This window comes from Amycolatopsis echigonensis (assembly GCF_002846615.1).
Taxonomy (GTDB): domain Bacteria; phylum Actinomycetota; class Actinomycetes; order Mycobacteriales; family Pseudonocardiaceae; genus Amycolatopsis; species Amycolatopsis echigonensis.
The window spans coordinates 1143386-1157413 of sequence record NZ_PJMY01000003.1 but is presented as its reverse complement, the minus strand read 5'-3'; the positions used below and the strand labels follow the sequence as shown (position 1 = coordinate 1157413).

Sequence of the window (14028 nt, the reverse complement as noted above, 5' to 3'; positions counted from 1 at the left end):
ACGGTTTCGAGGAGGATTCCGGAAAATGGCTGAAGTACTCGTCCTCGTCGACCACGTCGACGGTGATGTCAAGAAGGTCACGCTCGAGCTGCTGACCGCTGCGCGCGCCCTCGGCGAGCCCTCCGCCGTCGTGGTGGGCCCGACCGGCACCGCGGCGAAGGCCAAGGAAGCGCTCGCCGGCCACGGCGCGGCGAAGGTGTACGTCGCCGAGGGCGACGACGCTGCCGGTTACCTGGTGACCCCGAAGGTCGACGTGCTCGCGAAGCTCGCCGAGCAGGTCTCCCCGGCCGCGGTGCTCGTCGCCGCCAGCGCCGAGGGCAAGGAGGTGGCCGCGCGGGTCGCGCTGCGGCTGGGTTCCGGTCTGCTCTACGACGCGGTCGGCGTGAACGCCGACGGCACTGTGGAACAGTCCATCTTCGGTGGCGCCTTCTCGGTGAAGTCCAAGGCCGCCAAGGGCGCGCCGGTCGTGTCGGTGCGTCCGGGTGCGGTCGAGGCGGAGGCCGCCGATGGCGCGGCCGCCGAGGAGACCGTCGAGATCCCGGCGCAGGACCCGGCGAAGTCCGCCAAGATCACCGGCATCGAGCCGGTTGTCGGCGGGGACCGTCCGGAGCTGACCGAGGCGTCGATCGTCGTGTCCGGTGGTCGCGGCGTCGGCTCGGCGGAGAAGTTCGACGTCGTCGAGAAGCTGGCCGACTCGCTCGGCGCGGCTGTCGGCGCCTCCCGTGCCGCGGTCGACTCCGGCTACTACCCGGCGCAGTTCCAAGTCGGCCAGACCGGCAAGACGGTGTCGCCGCAGCTGTACATCGCCCTCGGCATCTCGGGCGCGATCCAGCACCGCGCCGGCATGCAGACGTCGAAGACGATCATCGCGGTCAACAAGGACGCCGAGGCCCCGATCTTCGAGATCGCCGACTTCGGTGTGGTGGGCGACCTGTTCAACGTCGCGCCGCAGCTGACCGAGGCTGTCGACAAGCGCAAGGGCTGACGTTCTCGTTAGCTCGGAAGGCCGTCGCGTGCTCGCCACGCGGCGGCCTTCCGCGTTCTCCGGAAGCTTCTCGGCAGCCTGAGAAGAACCTGAGAACCCGCAATTAACTCAACGTGCACTGACCGGTCATCGATTGGCACTCTCCGAGGCCGCTTACCGGCAGGTACACCTTGACCATGACGTCGTCACAGCTCCTCGTCAGTACTGATCAGGCGGGTGCCGACCTTCCCGCAGGCGCGCCGCGGTATTCGCTTCTGGTCGCCAACGGGAACGATGAAGTGCTCGCCGCACAGAAACTGCGATACCGGGTTTTCGCCGAGGAGATGGGGGCGGAACTGCATTCCCCGGAGCCCGGCCGGGACGTCGACTACTTCGACGAATTCTGCGACCACCTCGTGGTCCGCGACGACAACAACGGCGAGATCGTCGGCTGCTACCGCATGCTCCCGCCGGAGCGTGCCGCGCAGGCCGGAAAGCTCTATTCCGACAGCGAATTCGACTTGACGACGCTCGCCGATCTGCGGCCGTCCTTGGTCGAGACCGGGCGGTCCTGCGTTCACCCCGACCACCGCAGCGGTGCCGTCGTGAGCCTGGTGTGGGCCGGGATCGCTCGCTACATGCTCCTGTCCGGACACCGTTATCTCGCTGGTTGCGCTTCGGTCCCGCTGAACGATGGCGGCAGCTACGCCGCTGGCGTCTGGGATGTCCTCCGCGCCAAGCATCACGCCGACGACTCGTTGCGCGTCTCGCCGCTGAACCCGTGGGACCCGAGCGCGATCGCGCGTCCTGACCGGGCCGTGCTTCCGCCGCTGATCAAGGGTTACGTGCGGCTCGGAGCCAAAGTGTGCGGCCCGCCGGCCCTCGACGCCGACTTCGGTGTCGCGGACTTCTTTGTCCTTCTCGACTTGCAGCAGGTCGACGAGCGGTACTTGAAGTTCTTCCTCGGAGCGCAAGGATGAGTCACGCATGGATGCCGACGTCGCCCTGCGGTGACGGCTGCCTCACCGAGGGCGCGCCGACAGTCGGCTTGCCTCGGCGGATTTTGCGTTTCACCGCAGCGATTTCGGTAGTCTTCGCAGCGCTGCTGCTCGCGCCGGCGCTGTTGGTGATCAGCGGCCGGAGCCGGGAACGCTTGGTGCGCCGGATTTTCCGAGCCGTGCTGAGGGCGTTTGGCGTGCGGATGTCTGTCGTGGGCGGTGCGGACTTCCTCGCCGCTCCGGCAGGCCGCGGCGCGCTCGTGGTGAACAACCACATCTCGTGGCTGGACATCGTCGCCATCAATGCACTGCGCCCGATGCGTGCGCTCGCGAAGATCGAGATCGGTTCCTGGCCGGTCCTGGGCACGCTCGTGCGTCGTGGCGGCAGCATTTTCCTGGACCGCAACCGTTTGCGCACCCTGCCGGGCACCATGGTCGAACTTGCCGACAGCCTCCGCGCCGGCGCGCTCGTCAACGTCACCCCGGAGGGCACCACCTGGTGCGGCCTGGCCTCCGGCCGCTTCACAACGGCCACCTTCCAAGCCGCGATCGACGGCGGCGTGCCGGTCCGGCCGATCGCCTTGCGCTACCGCCTCGCCGACGGTCGCGAAACCAGCCAGCCGGCGTTCATCGGACCGGAGTCGCTCATCGCGTCGTTGCGCCGGGTCGCCGCGCTGCGCGGTCTGGTCCTGGAAGTGCACGTGTGCCCGGAGATCGCCCCGGGCCGCGCCGAAGACCGCCGTTCGCTGGCGGCTCTTGCCGAGGCGGCTGTCCACTCGGCCCTCGGCACGGTTCGCATCCCGCCGCAGCGTCGCCGGGTTCTGGTCGGCCGTCCGGCGTCCTCCCAGCCGGTCGCACACTGACGAACGCCCTGGTCAGCGGGCCGTGGACGGGTGTTGCCGTTTTTTGGCGACACCCCTCCACAGCTGTCCGACCCCCCGCCGGTTCGCCTTGCGGCTGGCCATAGCCAGCTCTTTCGCCACTCAGCGGCGACAGCCACCCGTCTTGCCTCTCCGCTGAATGGCTACGGCTATCCGGCTCGGTGCCGGTAACCGTCGCCGGGTCATCCGCGCCCGCCTCACGACAAGAATCACTTACGCCGACGCGCCTGGTTTCTGCGCTCCGGATTTGTCGCCGCTGAGTGGCGACACCGTTGCCTCGGCGCGTCTGCTCGCGGCGCTCAGCCTTTTCGCCACTGAGCGGCAACGACCCGCTTGCCGCGGTTGCCACGAAATGGCGACACCAACTGGTACCTAAAGCTGCACCGTTCCCCAGCTTAGTCGACGAACGTGGTCAGGAAACGGCAATAGTTAGCTTCCCTCCGGGGTGGCCGTTCCGGCTCTCTTCCTGTGCAGCTGCTGCTTCCTCTAGCGGAAAGGTCTTCCCCTGCGCAATCCGCAGTCCATTATGTACATACCCGAGGATCTCGTTCAGTACCTCTTGGGTCTGCCCGTCCTGGCCACCAGACGAGAACGGGAGCCCGAGCTGGAACGCCGCACCGTCGGCAATAGTCACGATGCGATCCTTCGACCCGCGAAGCTCGATAGATTCCGGCAAAACACCATGACCGGAGGCATCGAACACCGCATCGACCGGTCGGTCCGCCACTTCACGGACACGCTCCAGCCACCCGTCGCCGTAACGCACCGGAATCGCGCCCAGAGCTTTCACCTCATCGAGATTGTGCTGCCCAGCCGTTCCGATCACCGTCGCGCCCAACGCGACCGCGATCTGTGTCGCGAAACGACCGACAGCGCCACTCGCTCCGTGGACAACCAGCAGCTCGCCCGCTTTGACGTCGAGCAGCCGCAATACGCGCAACGCAGTTTCGCCAGCAACCGGCAACGCCGCCGCGTCATCCCACGAGAGATCGGCCGGCTTGCGAACGATCGCCCCGCCGAGCGCGAACTCCGCGTATCCGCCAGTCGCCGACCAACCGAACACCTCATCGCCGACGCTGAACTCAGCTCCGTCGCCCACCGCGTCGACCACTCCGGCGATCTCCAGCCCTGGGATCCGCGGACCTTCGAGCGCCGCACCTCCGGCCATCGCTCCCGAACGAATCTTCCAGTCGATCGGGTTGATCCCCGCTCGCCGGACTGCGACCCGGACCTGGCCCGGGCCGGGCTCCGGCACCGGAACCTCTTTCAGTTGCAGCACTTCAGGCCCGCCGTACTCGGCGAATGTGATGGCTCGCATCTCGGTTCGCTCTCCTTTGGTCGCGGTACGTCCTACTTAAAGCCAACCAGCCTCCGGCGCATTCCGAGCCGCACGCTCGATTCGCCAGTCAACGGAAACGCTCGCACCCCCGTCGCGCTCGACCGCCCTGTGACGCAGACAGTGCGCCCCATAGCCGCAAGGGTGGCTGATTCATCGGTCTGGTGACCGTCACGACGTCGCCTGCTACCCCGCGTCATCGACTTCCTGCGGCGAGCGCTCCTCCATTGCCCGGATGTGGCATCAACAGATCCAGCCTGAGCCGCGAACCATCATCCTGAGGCCTCGAATTTCCACCTGGACGCGATGCACCCCGCCGCTCACCCCGAAAGGCCAGATGGCGGCTTGACCTCCATAGCGCTGGAGGTTGCAAGCTCGCGATCATGAGCCAGACCGTCGAAGCACAGCCTCGAAAAAGCGTCCTCTGGAGTCGCGAACATCGCCTTGTCACCGTCGGCCTGTTGCTTGTGGTCACGCTGGTGGCTTTTGAAAACATGGGCGTCGCCACCGCGATGCCCACGCTGGTCGCCGAACTCCACGGTCTCGCGCTCTACTCTTGGCCGTTCACCACGTTCCTGGTGGCCAGCGTGGTCGCCACTGTCTTGTCCGGACGACTGGGCGACCGCCGAGGACCGGCACCCGCCCTCCTGGTGGGGCCGGTGCTGTTCGCTGCGGGACTAGCTGTCGCCGGTATCGCCACGACGATGCCGATGCTTCTGGTCGGCCGCGCGCTCCAGGGCTTCGGCTCGGGGTTCCTGCTGGTGTCCGTCTCGCTCCTGATCGCCGTGACGTTCACCGACCGCGAACGTCCCGTCATCTACGCGGCCAACGCGGCTGCTTGGGTACTTCCGGCGGTCATCGGCCCGTCGGTCGCCGGCGTGGTGACCGTGACCGTGGGCTGGCGGTGGGTCTTCCTCGGGCTGCTTCCGCTGGTCGGGATCGGTGTCGTCCTCCTCTACAAGATCACTCGCCGTTTGCCCGCCCATGTGCCGCTGCCAGCCGGACGTCGCGCGGGTGTCGTCGCCGCTGTTGTCGCGGCACTTGGAGTCGCTGCCCTGAGCTGGGCCGCTCAGCACCCATCGCCCGCCGCGATCGCGTACGGGGCCTTGGGCCTGGTCGGGCTAGCCGTCGCATTGCGCAAGCTCCTGCCTGCCGGAACTATGACCTCTCGCCCCGGACTGCCCACGGTGGTTACCTCTCGCGCCCTGATCGCCGGCGCATATGCGGGCATGGAGGCCTACCTCCCGCTGACCATGACCACCGTTCACGGTTACAGCCCTGCGCTCGCTGGCCTGCCGCTGACCATCACCGCGCTCGGCTGGTCGGCCGCGTCAGCCCTCCAAGGCCGGTTCCTCGACTGGTCCCGCGAGGCATCGCTGCGCACCGGCTTCGCGCTCGTCGCGATTGGCCTGGTCGGCTTCGGTTTTGTCGCCCAATCGTGGTTCCCCGCCTGGGTGGCCTTCGCTGTTTGCGCGGTCGGAGGAGCCGGGATGGGAATCGCCATGCCCGCCATCTCGGTCCTGTTGCTGCGCTACTCGCCGGAAGGGGAACGGGGGTTCAACACCTCCGCCATGCAGCTCGCCGACTGGGTCGGATCCGCGCTGCTCATCGGCCTCGGCGGGGTGCTCCTGGCCGCCGTCGCGTCCGCTGCCCAGCCTTCTGCCGCGATGGGACTGCTCAGTATCGCCCTCGTCCTGCTGGCGCTGCTCGGCGTCCGCCTCACGAGCAGGTGGCCGAAACAGGTGTGACGTGCCACTCCGCGGCCTGGGGCGAGCTTCGTCACAGGCCGCATCGGTCTACCCTGATAGAGCGATGACCTATCTCGACCATGCGGCAACGACTCCGATGCTGCCCGAAGCCATTGCGGCGATGACTGAGGCTTTGTCCACCGTGGGCAACGCCTCTGCGTTGCATTCTTCGGGCCGCAGAGCTCGACGCGCGGTCGAGGAAGCACGCGAAGTGATCGCCGCCGCATTGGGCGCGCGGCCGTCGGAGGTTATCTTCACCGGCGGTGGTACGGAGAGTGACAACCTCGCGGTCAAAGGCATCTTCTGGGCCCGCCACGGCGAGGACTCGGCTCGACGTCGAATCCTTTGCAGCACGGTCGAGCATCACGCGGTCCTCGACACAGTCGAGTGGCTGGAGCAGCACTCCGACGCCGAGATCACCTGGCTCGAAGTAGACGACCAGGGCCGGGTTGCGCCGGAAACGCTCCGCGCTGCGATCGAGTCGGCACCGGAGACCGTTGCGCTGGCAACGGTGATGTGGGCGAACAACGAGGTCGGCACTGTCAATCCGGTCGCCGCTCTCGCTGAAGTCTGCAACGAATACGGGGTTCCTCTGCACACCGATGCCGTCCAGGCGGTCGGTGCAGTTCCGGTCGACTTCACCGCATCCGGCGCAGCCGCACTCACGCTGACCGGTCACAAGCTCGGCGGCCCGTACGGCGTCGGCGCACTTCTCCTCGACCGCGATACCTCGTGCGTCCCTGTCCTCCACGGCGGTGGCCAGGAGCGCAGTGTTCGCTCGGGCACTCTCGACGTCCCGGCGATCGCTGGCTTCGCCGCTGCGGTGCAAGCGGCGATCAGCGGGCGCGCGGAGTACGCCGACCGGGTCGAGAAGCTGCGCGATGAACTTGTCGCCGCGGTTCTGCGCGAGGTCCCGGACGCGATTCTTAACGGTCGCGACGGAGAGCGTTTGCCGAGCCACGCTCACTTCACTTTCCCCGGCTGTGCGGGTGACAGCCTGCTGATGCTTCTGGACGCCAAGGGCATCGAGTGCTCCACCGGTTCGGCGTGCACGGCGGGTGTCGCGCAGCCAAGTCACGTCCTCCTGGCGATGGGGGCAGACGCCGCCGCAGCGCGCGGTTCGCTCCGGTTCTCGCTTGGCCACACGTCGACCCTGGATGACGTGCACACCCTGGCTCGCGAGATCGGCGGCGTCGTCACCCGTGCCCGACAGGCCGGCCTCGCCGGCATGCGCAAGCAGACTCAGAAGCAAGAGGTGTAAGGAAATGCGGGTTTTGGCCGCAATGAGCGGAGGAGTCGACTCGGCCGTCGCCGCGGCGCGCGCAGTGGACGCCGGCCACGACGTCGTCGGAGTGCATCTGGCGCTCTCGGCTCAACCTGGCACGCTGCGGACGGGTTCCCGCGGCTGCTGCACCATCGAGGATTCGCACGACGCTCGCCGGGCTGCTGACATCCTTGGCATCCCGTTCTACATCTGGGACTTCGCGGAGCGCTTCACCGAGGAGGTCGTCGAGACCTTCGTCGGCGAGTACGCGGCCGGGCGTACGCCGAACCCTTGCGTGACCTGCAACGAGAAGATCAAGTTCGAGGCGCTGCTGGAGAAGGCGCTCGCTCTCGGCTTCGACGCTGTTGCGACCGGCCACTATGCGCGCCTAGCGACTGTTGACGGCGAGCTGGAACTTCGCCGGAGCGCGGATGAGGGTAAGGATCAGTCGTACGTTCTGGCTTCACTGCAGCCAGAGCAGCTTCGTCATGCGATGTTTCCGCTGGGCGACTCCTGGAAGTCGGACGTGCGTGCGGAGGCGGAGCAGCGTGGACTTTCCGTCGCGCGGAAGCCGGACAGCCACGACATCTGCTTCATCCCGGACGGCGACACCAAGAAGTTCTTGGAGAAGCGGCTCGGCGAGCGTCCTGGTGAACTTGTCGACGCAGAGACAGGAGCGGTGCTCGGGCACCACACCGGCGTGCACGGGTTCACCGTCGGCCAGAGGAAGGGCCTCGGTATCGATGCGCCGGCCGCTGATGGGCGACCGCGGTACGTCCTGTCGCTCGAACCTGTTTCGGGCACGGTGAAGGTCGGGTCGTCGGCAGACCTCGGTGTCCAGGCGATCGACGCGGACCGGGCGATCTGGCCGAGCGGACGACCCTTGGACGGTCCGACCGAATGCACCGTTCAGGTCCGCGCGCACGGAGGCATCGCCGATGCAGTCGCCGAAGCGGATGAAGACGGACGAGTCTCCATCCAGTTGCGCGAGCCATTGCGCGGTGTGGCACCTGGTCAGGTAGTTGTCCTTTATCGGCAAGACGACCAGGCTGGCGACCTCGTGCTCGGCAGCGCCAAGATTTCTGGCACGCGCTGATCTCCTTAAGCGCCTAGACGTTCCTCCTCTGGTTGATCCGGCGTGGGTTGGGGATCGTGCAGCGGCGGAGGTGCGCTCTCAGCTTTCTCACCCGTTGGTGTCGTGACGATCAGCTTTCCGTCCTGCATGACCTCGTAGCTCCAGTCAGCTCGATTCTTGAGCCGACGGTGGCGTAGGCAGTAGCTCAACGTCGAGTCCGCGTCCGCGGAATCAGGACCGGTGGGTTCCGTGAGGCAGTTCTGCGCGGGCCGCGGGCAGCCGGGCTGTCGGCACTCACGGTCGCGGACCCGCACGAACTCTTCGACATCGATGCTCGGCCGATACCGGAACTTGCCGACCTCGATCACTTGCCCAGTCAGCGGATCGGTGATGACCCGGCGGACGATCGTGTCGGGACCAGTGGCGATGTGGCGCGCGAGCTCGGCGGGGATATGACCGTGACCAGCCAGTTCGGCGGGATTGTCGTTGAGGCCCAGGTATGTCTTCAGGTCGACATAGAGGTACACCTCGGTTTGCTCTGGAACGCCGCCCTTGCCGCTGAGCAGCAGATCGATCGCGACGTCAGCGCGCAGCTGGTCGAGAGTTCGCTTCTCGTCACCCGTCTTGAGCGATCGAGCGATCTTGTCGACACGGAGATAGGCCGCTGCAGCCTTGTCAGCCGACGCGTTGTCGACGCAGAGCCGCGAGATGCCTTCGCTCTGGTGCTGCAGGACGACGCGACGCTCAGCTTTCCGCTGAGCTAGCCGGTTCATCGCACCGTCTGGGTCGATTTTCGTTGCGGCGTAAGCGGTTGCCTTGCGGACCTGGGTTGGATTCTTGTCTTCCAGCCGGTGTTCGAGCAGGCAGTCGACCATTCGTGCATGTCGGTCGGACAGCTGGCTGGTGCCATCAGTGACCTTCATGGCGCGGTAGAGATCGAACTTGCCCTGATCCATCAGCCGGAAGGTTCGAGGCAGCCGCTGAGACAGGGCTTCAGCTGCGGCGATCATCGTTCCGGCTCGGGTATCGGTGATGTGCAAGGCAATCGCGAGCTCGCATGCCAGTTCGTGCGGGTCTGATCTTCGTCTTCGCATGCCCGCGATGCAATGCAGCTGCAAGGCCTGCAGGCGGGCGATCTGGCGGTTCGCGTCCTTCACCGCCGCCATCAGCTGATCTGGTTGCAGGCGATCGAAAAGGCTGAGGTTCGCGTGCATGGCGCGAAGCAGGAAAGCGAGATCTGCCGTTTCGGTGGTGTTGTTGGTCTGTCCGGCGTGCTCCGCCGGAGAGGTCGACTTGCTCATGATCGTCACGATACGCATCGATTCGAGCACAGTCAGCTAAATTGCGCGAAGGGACCCATCGTGCAATCGCTTGGCTTTTGCGTGACAGCTCTGGCACGGTGAAAGCCGGGCGATCGAGTGCATGACGACTGAAGCTGCGCGGAGGAGGTGATCAGAGATGCAGCTTGAAACCCGTGTGACTCGCGACGAAGCCCAACCGTTCGTAGAAGCGGTGCGCTGCAGTCCTCGATGTATCCGACGTGAGCTGGACTAGGTTGCAGCCGCGTCGCCGCGATTCGTCGATGGCCCACTGCACAAGTTGTGCGCCAATGCCTGAGCCACGGTGATCGCGGTGTACGCGCACAGCTTCGATTTGCCCGCGAAGTGCCCCGCGCCGTGCGAGGCCGGGGATGATCGTCAGCTGAAGCGTGGCTACCGGTCGGTCATTCGACGTTGCGACGACCAGCAGCTGATTTGGGTCTGCCTCAATGGCTTTGAACGCTCGCAGGTAGGGCTCCAGGTCGGCCGGCGAGTCGCGGGTTGCGCCCAGCTGGTCGTCCGCGAGCATCTGGACGATTGCTTCGACGTCGTCAGCGCGAGCTCGTCGCACAGTGATAGGAGGCACGGCGGATCAGTATGCCATCGAGCAAGTGCCGGACAGTTGGCTGCTACGTGGCCTTGTAGCGGCGAATGCCGTCGACGTCTTCGGCTGCGAGCTTGTTCTGCGCTACCAGCAGATCCAGGTGCGCTCCTGTCTCCAGGACAGCGAGCATCTGATTGAACGCGTCCATTTCGGACAGTTTGCGGCCGCGGCGGGTCCAGCCGAGGCGGTTGGCAGCTTCGAAAGCGGTGCTTGCTCCGGCTTCGATCTGGGCCGCCATCGTTTCGAGGCGTTGCCGGTGGTGTTCGAGAAGTTCGTCGATGCGGGCATGCACGCTGTCGGTGACTGGGCCGTGAGCCGGCAACATGCGCCTGTCCGGCATGCCGCGAACCAGACGGAGGGAGTCGAGATAGTCGTTCAGCGGTAACTCAGCCGGAACCGGTTGGAAGCCGATCGACGGAGTGATGTGCGGAAGCACGTGGTCGCCGGAGAACAACAGGTCGGCCGCGCCGTCGACGAAAACCACGTGGCCGTTGGTATGTCCTGGGGTGTGGACCACATCGAACTCGCGCTCGGGCAGCACTGCTCGTCTGCCAGGCGTCAGCCATTCGTCCGGCTCTTCCCAAAGATTCGCCTCGGTGTGGCGAGGCTCCGAACCGAATAGCTTGCTGAGCGCGGTGATGACCTCTTGCCCGCCGCTGAGGCGAAGGAGGTCGAGCTGGGCTTGCATGGGGAACTGGTTCGGGTTGGCGCTCGCGTCGAGTGAAGGCTGCTCGAGCTTGCCTAGGGCGATCCGGTTGCCGAATTCGCGTCGAAGCGCCACTGCCTGCGTGTAATGGTCGCGGTGGACGTGGGTGATGAGGAACTCGCGGACATCGCCGAGTTCTGCATTGATCGCCTTGAGCGCGTCGGCCAGCAACTGGCGAGATTCGGTGAGGGACCACCCGGAGTCGACGAGCACGAGATTCGTGCCGTCGGTGACGGCATAGACGTTGACCGCACGCAGCCCGTCGTTCGGCAACGGCAAGGGGATCCGGTAGACGCCCGCGGCCACTTCGTAGACCCCGGGATCGGCCCAGTTCGGGTTACTGCCTTCGGGCAACGGCTCCACGGCGACCTCCGTCCAGGCGGGACCTCGGCGTCCCGGACTTTCCTTACATTGGGCCGTATTCCGGTCGCTGTCCACCTGGCGGGGCTGAGACACCGGTCACGTGATCAGCCGCGTTGCGCGGTGAGTGCGATGTCGATAGTCAACGTTGTCGCGACGAGCATGCTGGCCAGGGGCTCGGGGACCTGCAGCGGGATTTCGACGAGACAGGTGTTGCCGCTGATCGGCGAAAGGTCCGGCGATGGGGGTCCGACGTGGGCGACCTCGGTGCCGACCGGATCCTCGACCGTGACTTCCCATCGTTGCCGGCCGCTGGCGACGACGGTCGCGATCGTCTTGCCTTCGGCACGCAGGGTGAAACGGACGCGGCCGGCGTCGGTCGGGATGATTTCGCCGATCGGAGTGCCGTCCGCGCGGGTGACCACGAAGCGGGCCAGCGGGTCCTTCGATGGCTTCTCGACCTTGAGGACAATGCTCTGGTTCGCGTCGTGGACCTCGAACCTGCGGCTGACGTACTGGTCGGATTTCCACAGAAGCTGAATGACCTTGCGCAGAAGACTGGGCGTTGTGACGGCAACTCCGCCGATCTGTATGCCGTGGCGGTCGAACACGCCGTACTCCTGGCCAGCGGTGGTCGGCTTCGCCTCCCGGCTGACGTAAAGGACGGGCTCAGTGAAGAGAGTCCGCTCAAAGGAGCGGCTTGAGGCCCGGCGGCCCGGTGTTCCGGGCATGCTGCCCCGCCGCGGCTCCCGGGCGGATGCGTCACCGGGTGTTTTGCCGGGCGGTGGCGGGGCGGAGCTGGTCATGACGATCCAGACTAACGCGGTGACCGCGAATTCGGTGCGGGCAAAGGGATATGCGGCGAATGTCCGGCTATTGCCGCGCGGTCGGGTGAAGCTTGTCCGCAGGGGCGGTGCAGACGGCACCCGCCGGTTCCGCGACAATCCGGCCTGTGAGTGAACGACCTTGGCCTGCGGGCGCGGCGACGGGAATCGGGTCTATGCCGGGGACTGATCCCGTCGAGGCCGCTGCCGTGGTGTTCGGAGAGCTTCCCGGCTTCCCGTATGTGCCCGAATTGCCGGCGCGCGGCGTGGGTGCCGATATGGTCGGCCGGACCGCGGCGTTGCTTGTGGACCTCGCGATCGAGGTCGTCCCCAGCGGTTACCGCGTCGCCGGGCGGCCCGGTCATGACCATCGTCGCGGTCGTGACCTGCTCCAATGGGACCTAGACGCGGTCCAAGCCGCCCGAGAGAACACTGGCGCGCCAACGGTCCTCAAGACCCAGATCGCGGGACCCTGGACGCTCGGCGCGGGCATCGAGCTTGCCCGCGGACATCGGGTGCTCACCGACCGCGGGGCCTTGCGGGACTTCACCTCGTCGCTGCTCGACGGGCTTTCTCAGCATGTCGCGGAGCTGACTTCGAGGACTGACGCGCCGGTCGTCGTGCAACTCGACGAGCCGTCGTTACCCGCTGTTCTCGCGGGAAGTCTGTCTACTCCGTCGGGATACGGCAACGTCCCGGCAGTGCCTGAGCCCGAGGTTCGGGAGCTGCTTGCGACGACAATCGAACGAATCGGCGCGATGACCGGTCAGCCGGTCATCGTCCACTGCTGCGCTCCGCGGCCGCCGATCGCGCTCTTCCGTGCGGCGGGCGCCGGGGCTGTCGCGTTCGACATCAGCATGCTCGCCGGGGCGTCCGCCGAGCTTCTGGACGAGATCGGCGAGGCCTGGGACAGCGGCATTTCGTTCTTCTTGGGCCTCGTGCCGGCCACTGACCCGGTGACAGCTCCGGGCCTGAAGGAGGTCGCGTCTCCGGCGCTCAGGCTCGTGGACCGGCTGGGGTTCAATCGGTCGATCCTGGCCGAGCGGGCTGTTCCGACGCCTGCCTGTGGTCTTGCCGGTGCCACGAACGAGTGGATGCGCCGCGCACTCGCTCTTAGTCGCGACCTGGGCAAAGCGTTCGTGGAGCCACCCGAGAACTGGTGATTCCGCGGACGTGCGGCTGTTGTGACGAGTACCGTGGCTGATGAAGTGAAACAACCGGGGGAAATTCCGAATCATGCGCTTGTTCCGTCGTCGCCGCTCGGAAGCAGATACCGAAGCCGCGCCGCCAGATCCCCGTACGCCATGGCCTGAGCAGCAGGTGCCGTCCGACGCGGCCGCTGCGGCCGCTGCGTTCTGGGAAGGGTGGTATGACCTCCTGCCCGAGGTCAGTGCTGCGCTGGGCGAAGGCGAGCCGCATCGCGTCGAGCATGACCTGTGCGTGCTCGTCGAGTCGCTGCACCCGCGGTTGCACTTCTCGCTCGAACGCGGTCGGACCGCCATCTACGCCTTGGTCGTCAGCGGGCAGGAAGACCCGGAGCTGCGCCCGTACACGGACGCGTGGAAAGCGGCTGGACCGCCAGACGACGCGATCTGGGAGTACCACGATTCCGTCCCTCCGGTCCCGGATCCGACCGAGGTGACGGTGAACCTGGGCGAGCATCGGATCTCCCTGGCTGACGTCCGGGTTGTGGCGCAGGTGGACGACGGCGTGGTTGACGTCGCGGTCCACCATCCCGCGTTCGCGGATCTGGACGAGGATTCGCGCACCACGATGACGTTCCTGCCGCTCGACGCGACGCTGGGCGAGCGTCTGGCCGCCGAGCGGCTGCGCCGGGTCGAGACCGCCGAGGCCGCGCCCGAGGGCACGATCGATCTGCTGGAGTTCCGAGAGCTGGTCCGCGGGCTGACGGAGCAACCGGACGAAAGTGTCGGTGCCTCCGGCTAGGC

The 14028-nt window shown here is 66.5% G+C and carries 14 protein-coding genes; 9 read left to right on the top strand and 5 right to left on the bottom strand.

Annotated features, from left to right (window positions below):
* Positions 1-25 precede the first annotated feature (25 nt).
* From ATK30_RS09890 to ATK30_RS09880, 3 genes are all read left to right on the top strand, one after another.
* A complete protein-coding gene (locus ATK30_RS09890) occupies positions 26-985 on the top strand; it encodes an electron transfer flavoprotein subunit alpha/FixB family protein (protein WP_101435325.1) in 960 nt (319 codons plus the stop codon).
* Between the two features lie 176 nt (positions 986-1161).
* Entirely contained in the window at positions 1162-1944 is a 783-nt protein-coding gene (locus ATK30_RS09885) for a GNAT family N-acetyltransferase (RefSeq protein WP_101435324.1), read from the top strand.
* Positions 1941-2825, top strand: a complete 885-nt coding sequence (locus tag ATK30_RS09880) for a lysophospholipid acyltransferase family protein (RefSeq protein WP_101435323.1) — start codon at positions 1941-1943, stop codon at positions 2823-2825. The genes ATK30_RS09885 and ATK30_RS09880 overlap by 4 nt, the downstream gene beginning before the upstream one ends.
* Before the next feature lie 430 nt (positions 2826-3255).
* Here the strand turns inward: ATK30_RS09880 and ATK30_RS09875 are convergent, their stop codons facing one another.
* Positions 3256-4161 (bottom strand): NADP-dependent oxidoreductase, encoded by a 906-nt coding sequence (locus ATK30_RS09875; protein WP_101435322.1) that lies wholly within the window; start codon positions 4159-4161, stop codon positions 3256-3258.
* A gap of 401 nt (positions 4162-4562) precedes the next feature.
* Here ATK30_RS09875 and ATK30_RS09870 point away from each other — a divergent pair, with 401 nt between their 5' ends.
* From ATK30_RS09870 to mnmA, 3 genes are all read left to right on the top strand, one after another.
* Positions 4563-5927 (top strand): MFS transporter, encoded by a 1365-nt coding sequence (locus ATK30_RS09870; protein ID WP_101435321.1) that lies wholly within the window; start codon positions 4563-4565, stop codon positions 5925-5927.
* 64 nt (positions 5928-5991) lie between these two features.
* Positions 5992-7188 (top strand): cysteine desulfurase family protein, encoded by a 1197-nt coding sequence (locus ATK30_RS09865; RefSeq protein ID WP_101435320.1) that lies wholly within the window; start codon positions 5992-5994, stop codon positions 7186-7188.
* A gap of 4 nt (positions 7189-7192) precedes the next feature.
* On the top strand, positions 7193-8287 hold the full coding sequence (gene mnmA, locus ATK30_RS09860; RefSeq protein ID WP_101435319.1) for a tRNA 2-thiouridine(34) synthase MnmA: 1095 nt from the start codon (positions 7193-7195) through the stop codon (positions 8285-8287).
* Between the two features lie 5 nt (positions 8288-8292).
* On the opposite strand, the gene ATK30_RS09855 is transcribed toward mnmA, so the two are convergent.
* The 4 genes from ATK30_RS09855 to ATK30_RS09840 all read right to left on the bottom strand — a co-directional run bounded on the left by ATK30_RS09855 (position 8293) and on the right by ATK30_RS09840 (position 12061).
* Entirely contained in the window at positions 8293-9567 is a 1275-nt protein-coding gene (locus tag ATK30_RS09855; RefSeq protein ID WP_244194572.1) for a DUF222 domain-containing protein, read from the bottom strand.
* A gap of 151 nt (positions 9568-9718) precedes the next feature.
* A complete protein-coding gene (locus ATK30_RS09850) occupies positions 9719-10162 on the bottom strand; it encodes a GNAT family N-acetyltransferase (RefSeq protein WP_376772171.1) in 444 nt (147 codons plus the stop codon).
* 52 nt (positions 10163-10214) lie between these two features.
* Positions 10215-11258, bottom strand: coding sequence for an MBL fold metallo-hydrolase (locus ATK30_RS09845; protein ID WP_101435317.1), 1044 nt, complete (start codon positions 11256-11258; stop codon positions 10215-10217).
* A gap of 104 nt (positions 11259-11362) precedes the next feature.
* Positions 11363-12061, bottom strand: a complete 699-nt coding sequence (locus tag ATK30_RS09840) for a hypothetical protein (RefSeq protein WP_244194571.1) — start codon at positions 12059-12061, stop codon at positions 11363-11365.
* On the opposite strand from ATK30_RS09840, the gene ATK30_RS45580 reads away from it, so the two are divergent.
* The 3 genes from ATK30_RS45580 (at position 12060) to ATK30_RS09830 (ending at position 14026) form a co-directional block, all read left to right on the top strand.
* Entirely contained in the window at positions 12060-12215 is a 156-nt protein-coding gene (locus ATK30_RS45580) for a hypothetical protein (protein WP_208637313.1), read from the top strand. The genes ATK30_RS09840 and ATK30_RS45580 overlap by 2 nt on opposite strands.
* Positions 12208-13242, top strand: coding sequence for a methionine synthase (locus ATK30_RS09835; RefSeq protein WP_101435315.1), 1035 nt, complete (start codon positions 12208-12210; stop codon positions 13240-13242). The genes ATK30_RS45580 and ATK30_RS09835 overlap by 8 nt, the downstream gene beginning before the upstream one ends.
* A 73-nt stretch (positions 13243-13315) precedes the next feature.
* Positions 13316-14026, top strand: a complete 711-nt coding sequence (locus ATK30_RS09830; RefSeq protein WP_101435314.1) for a hypothetical protein — start codon at positions 13316-13318, stop codon at positions 14024-14026.
* The last annotated feature ends 2 nt before the right edge of the window (positions 14027-14028 follow it).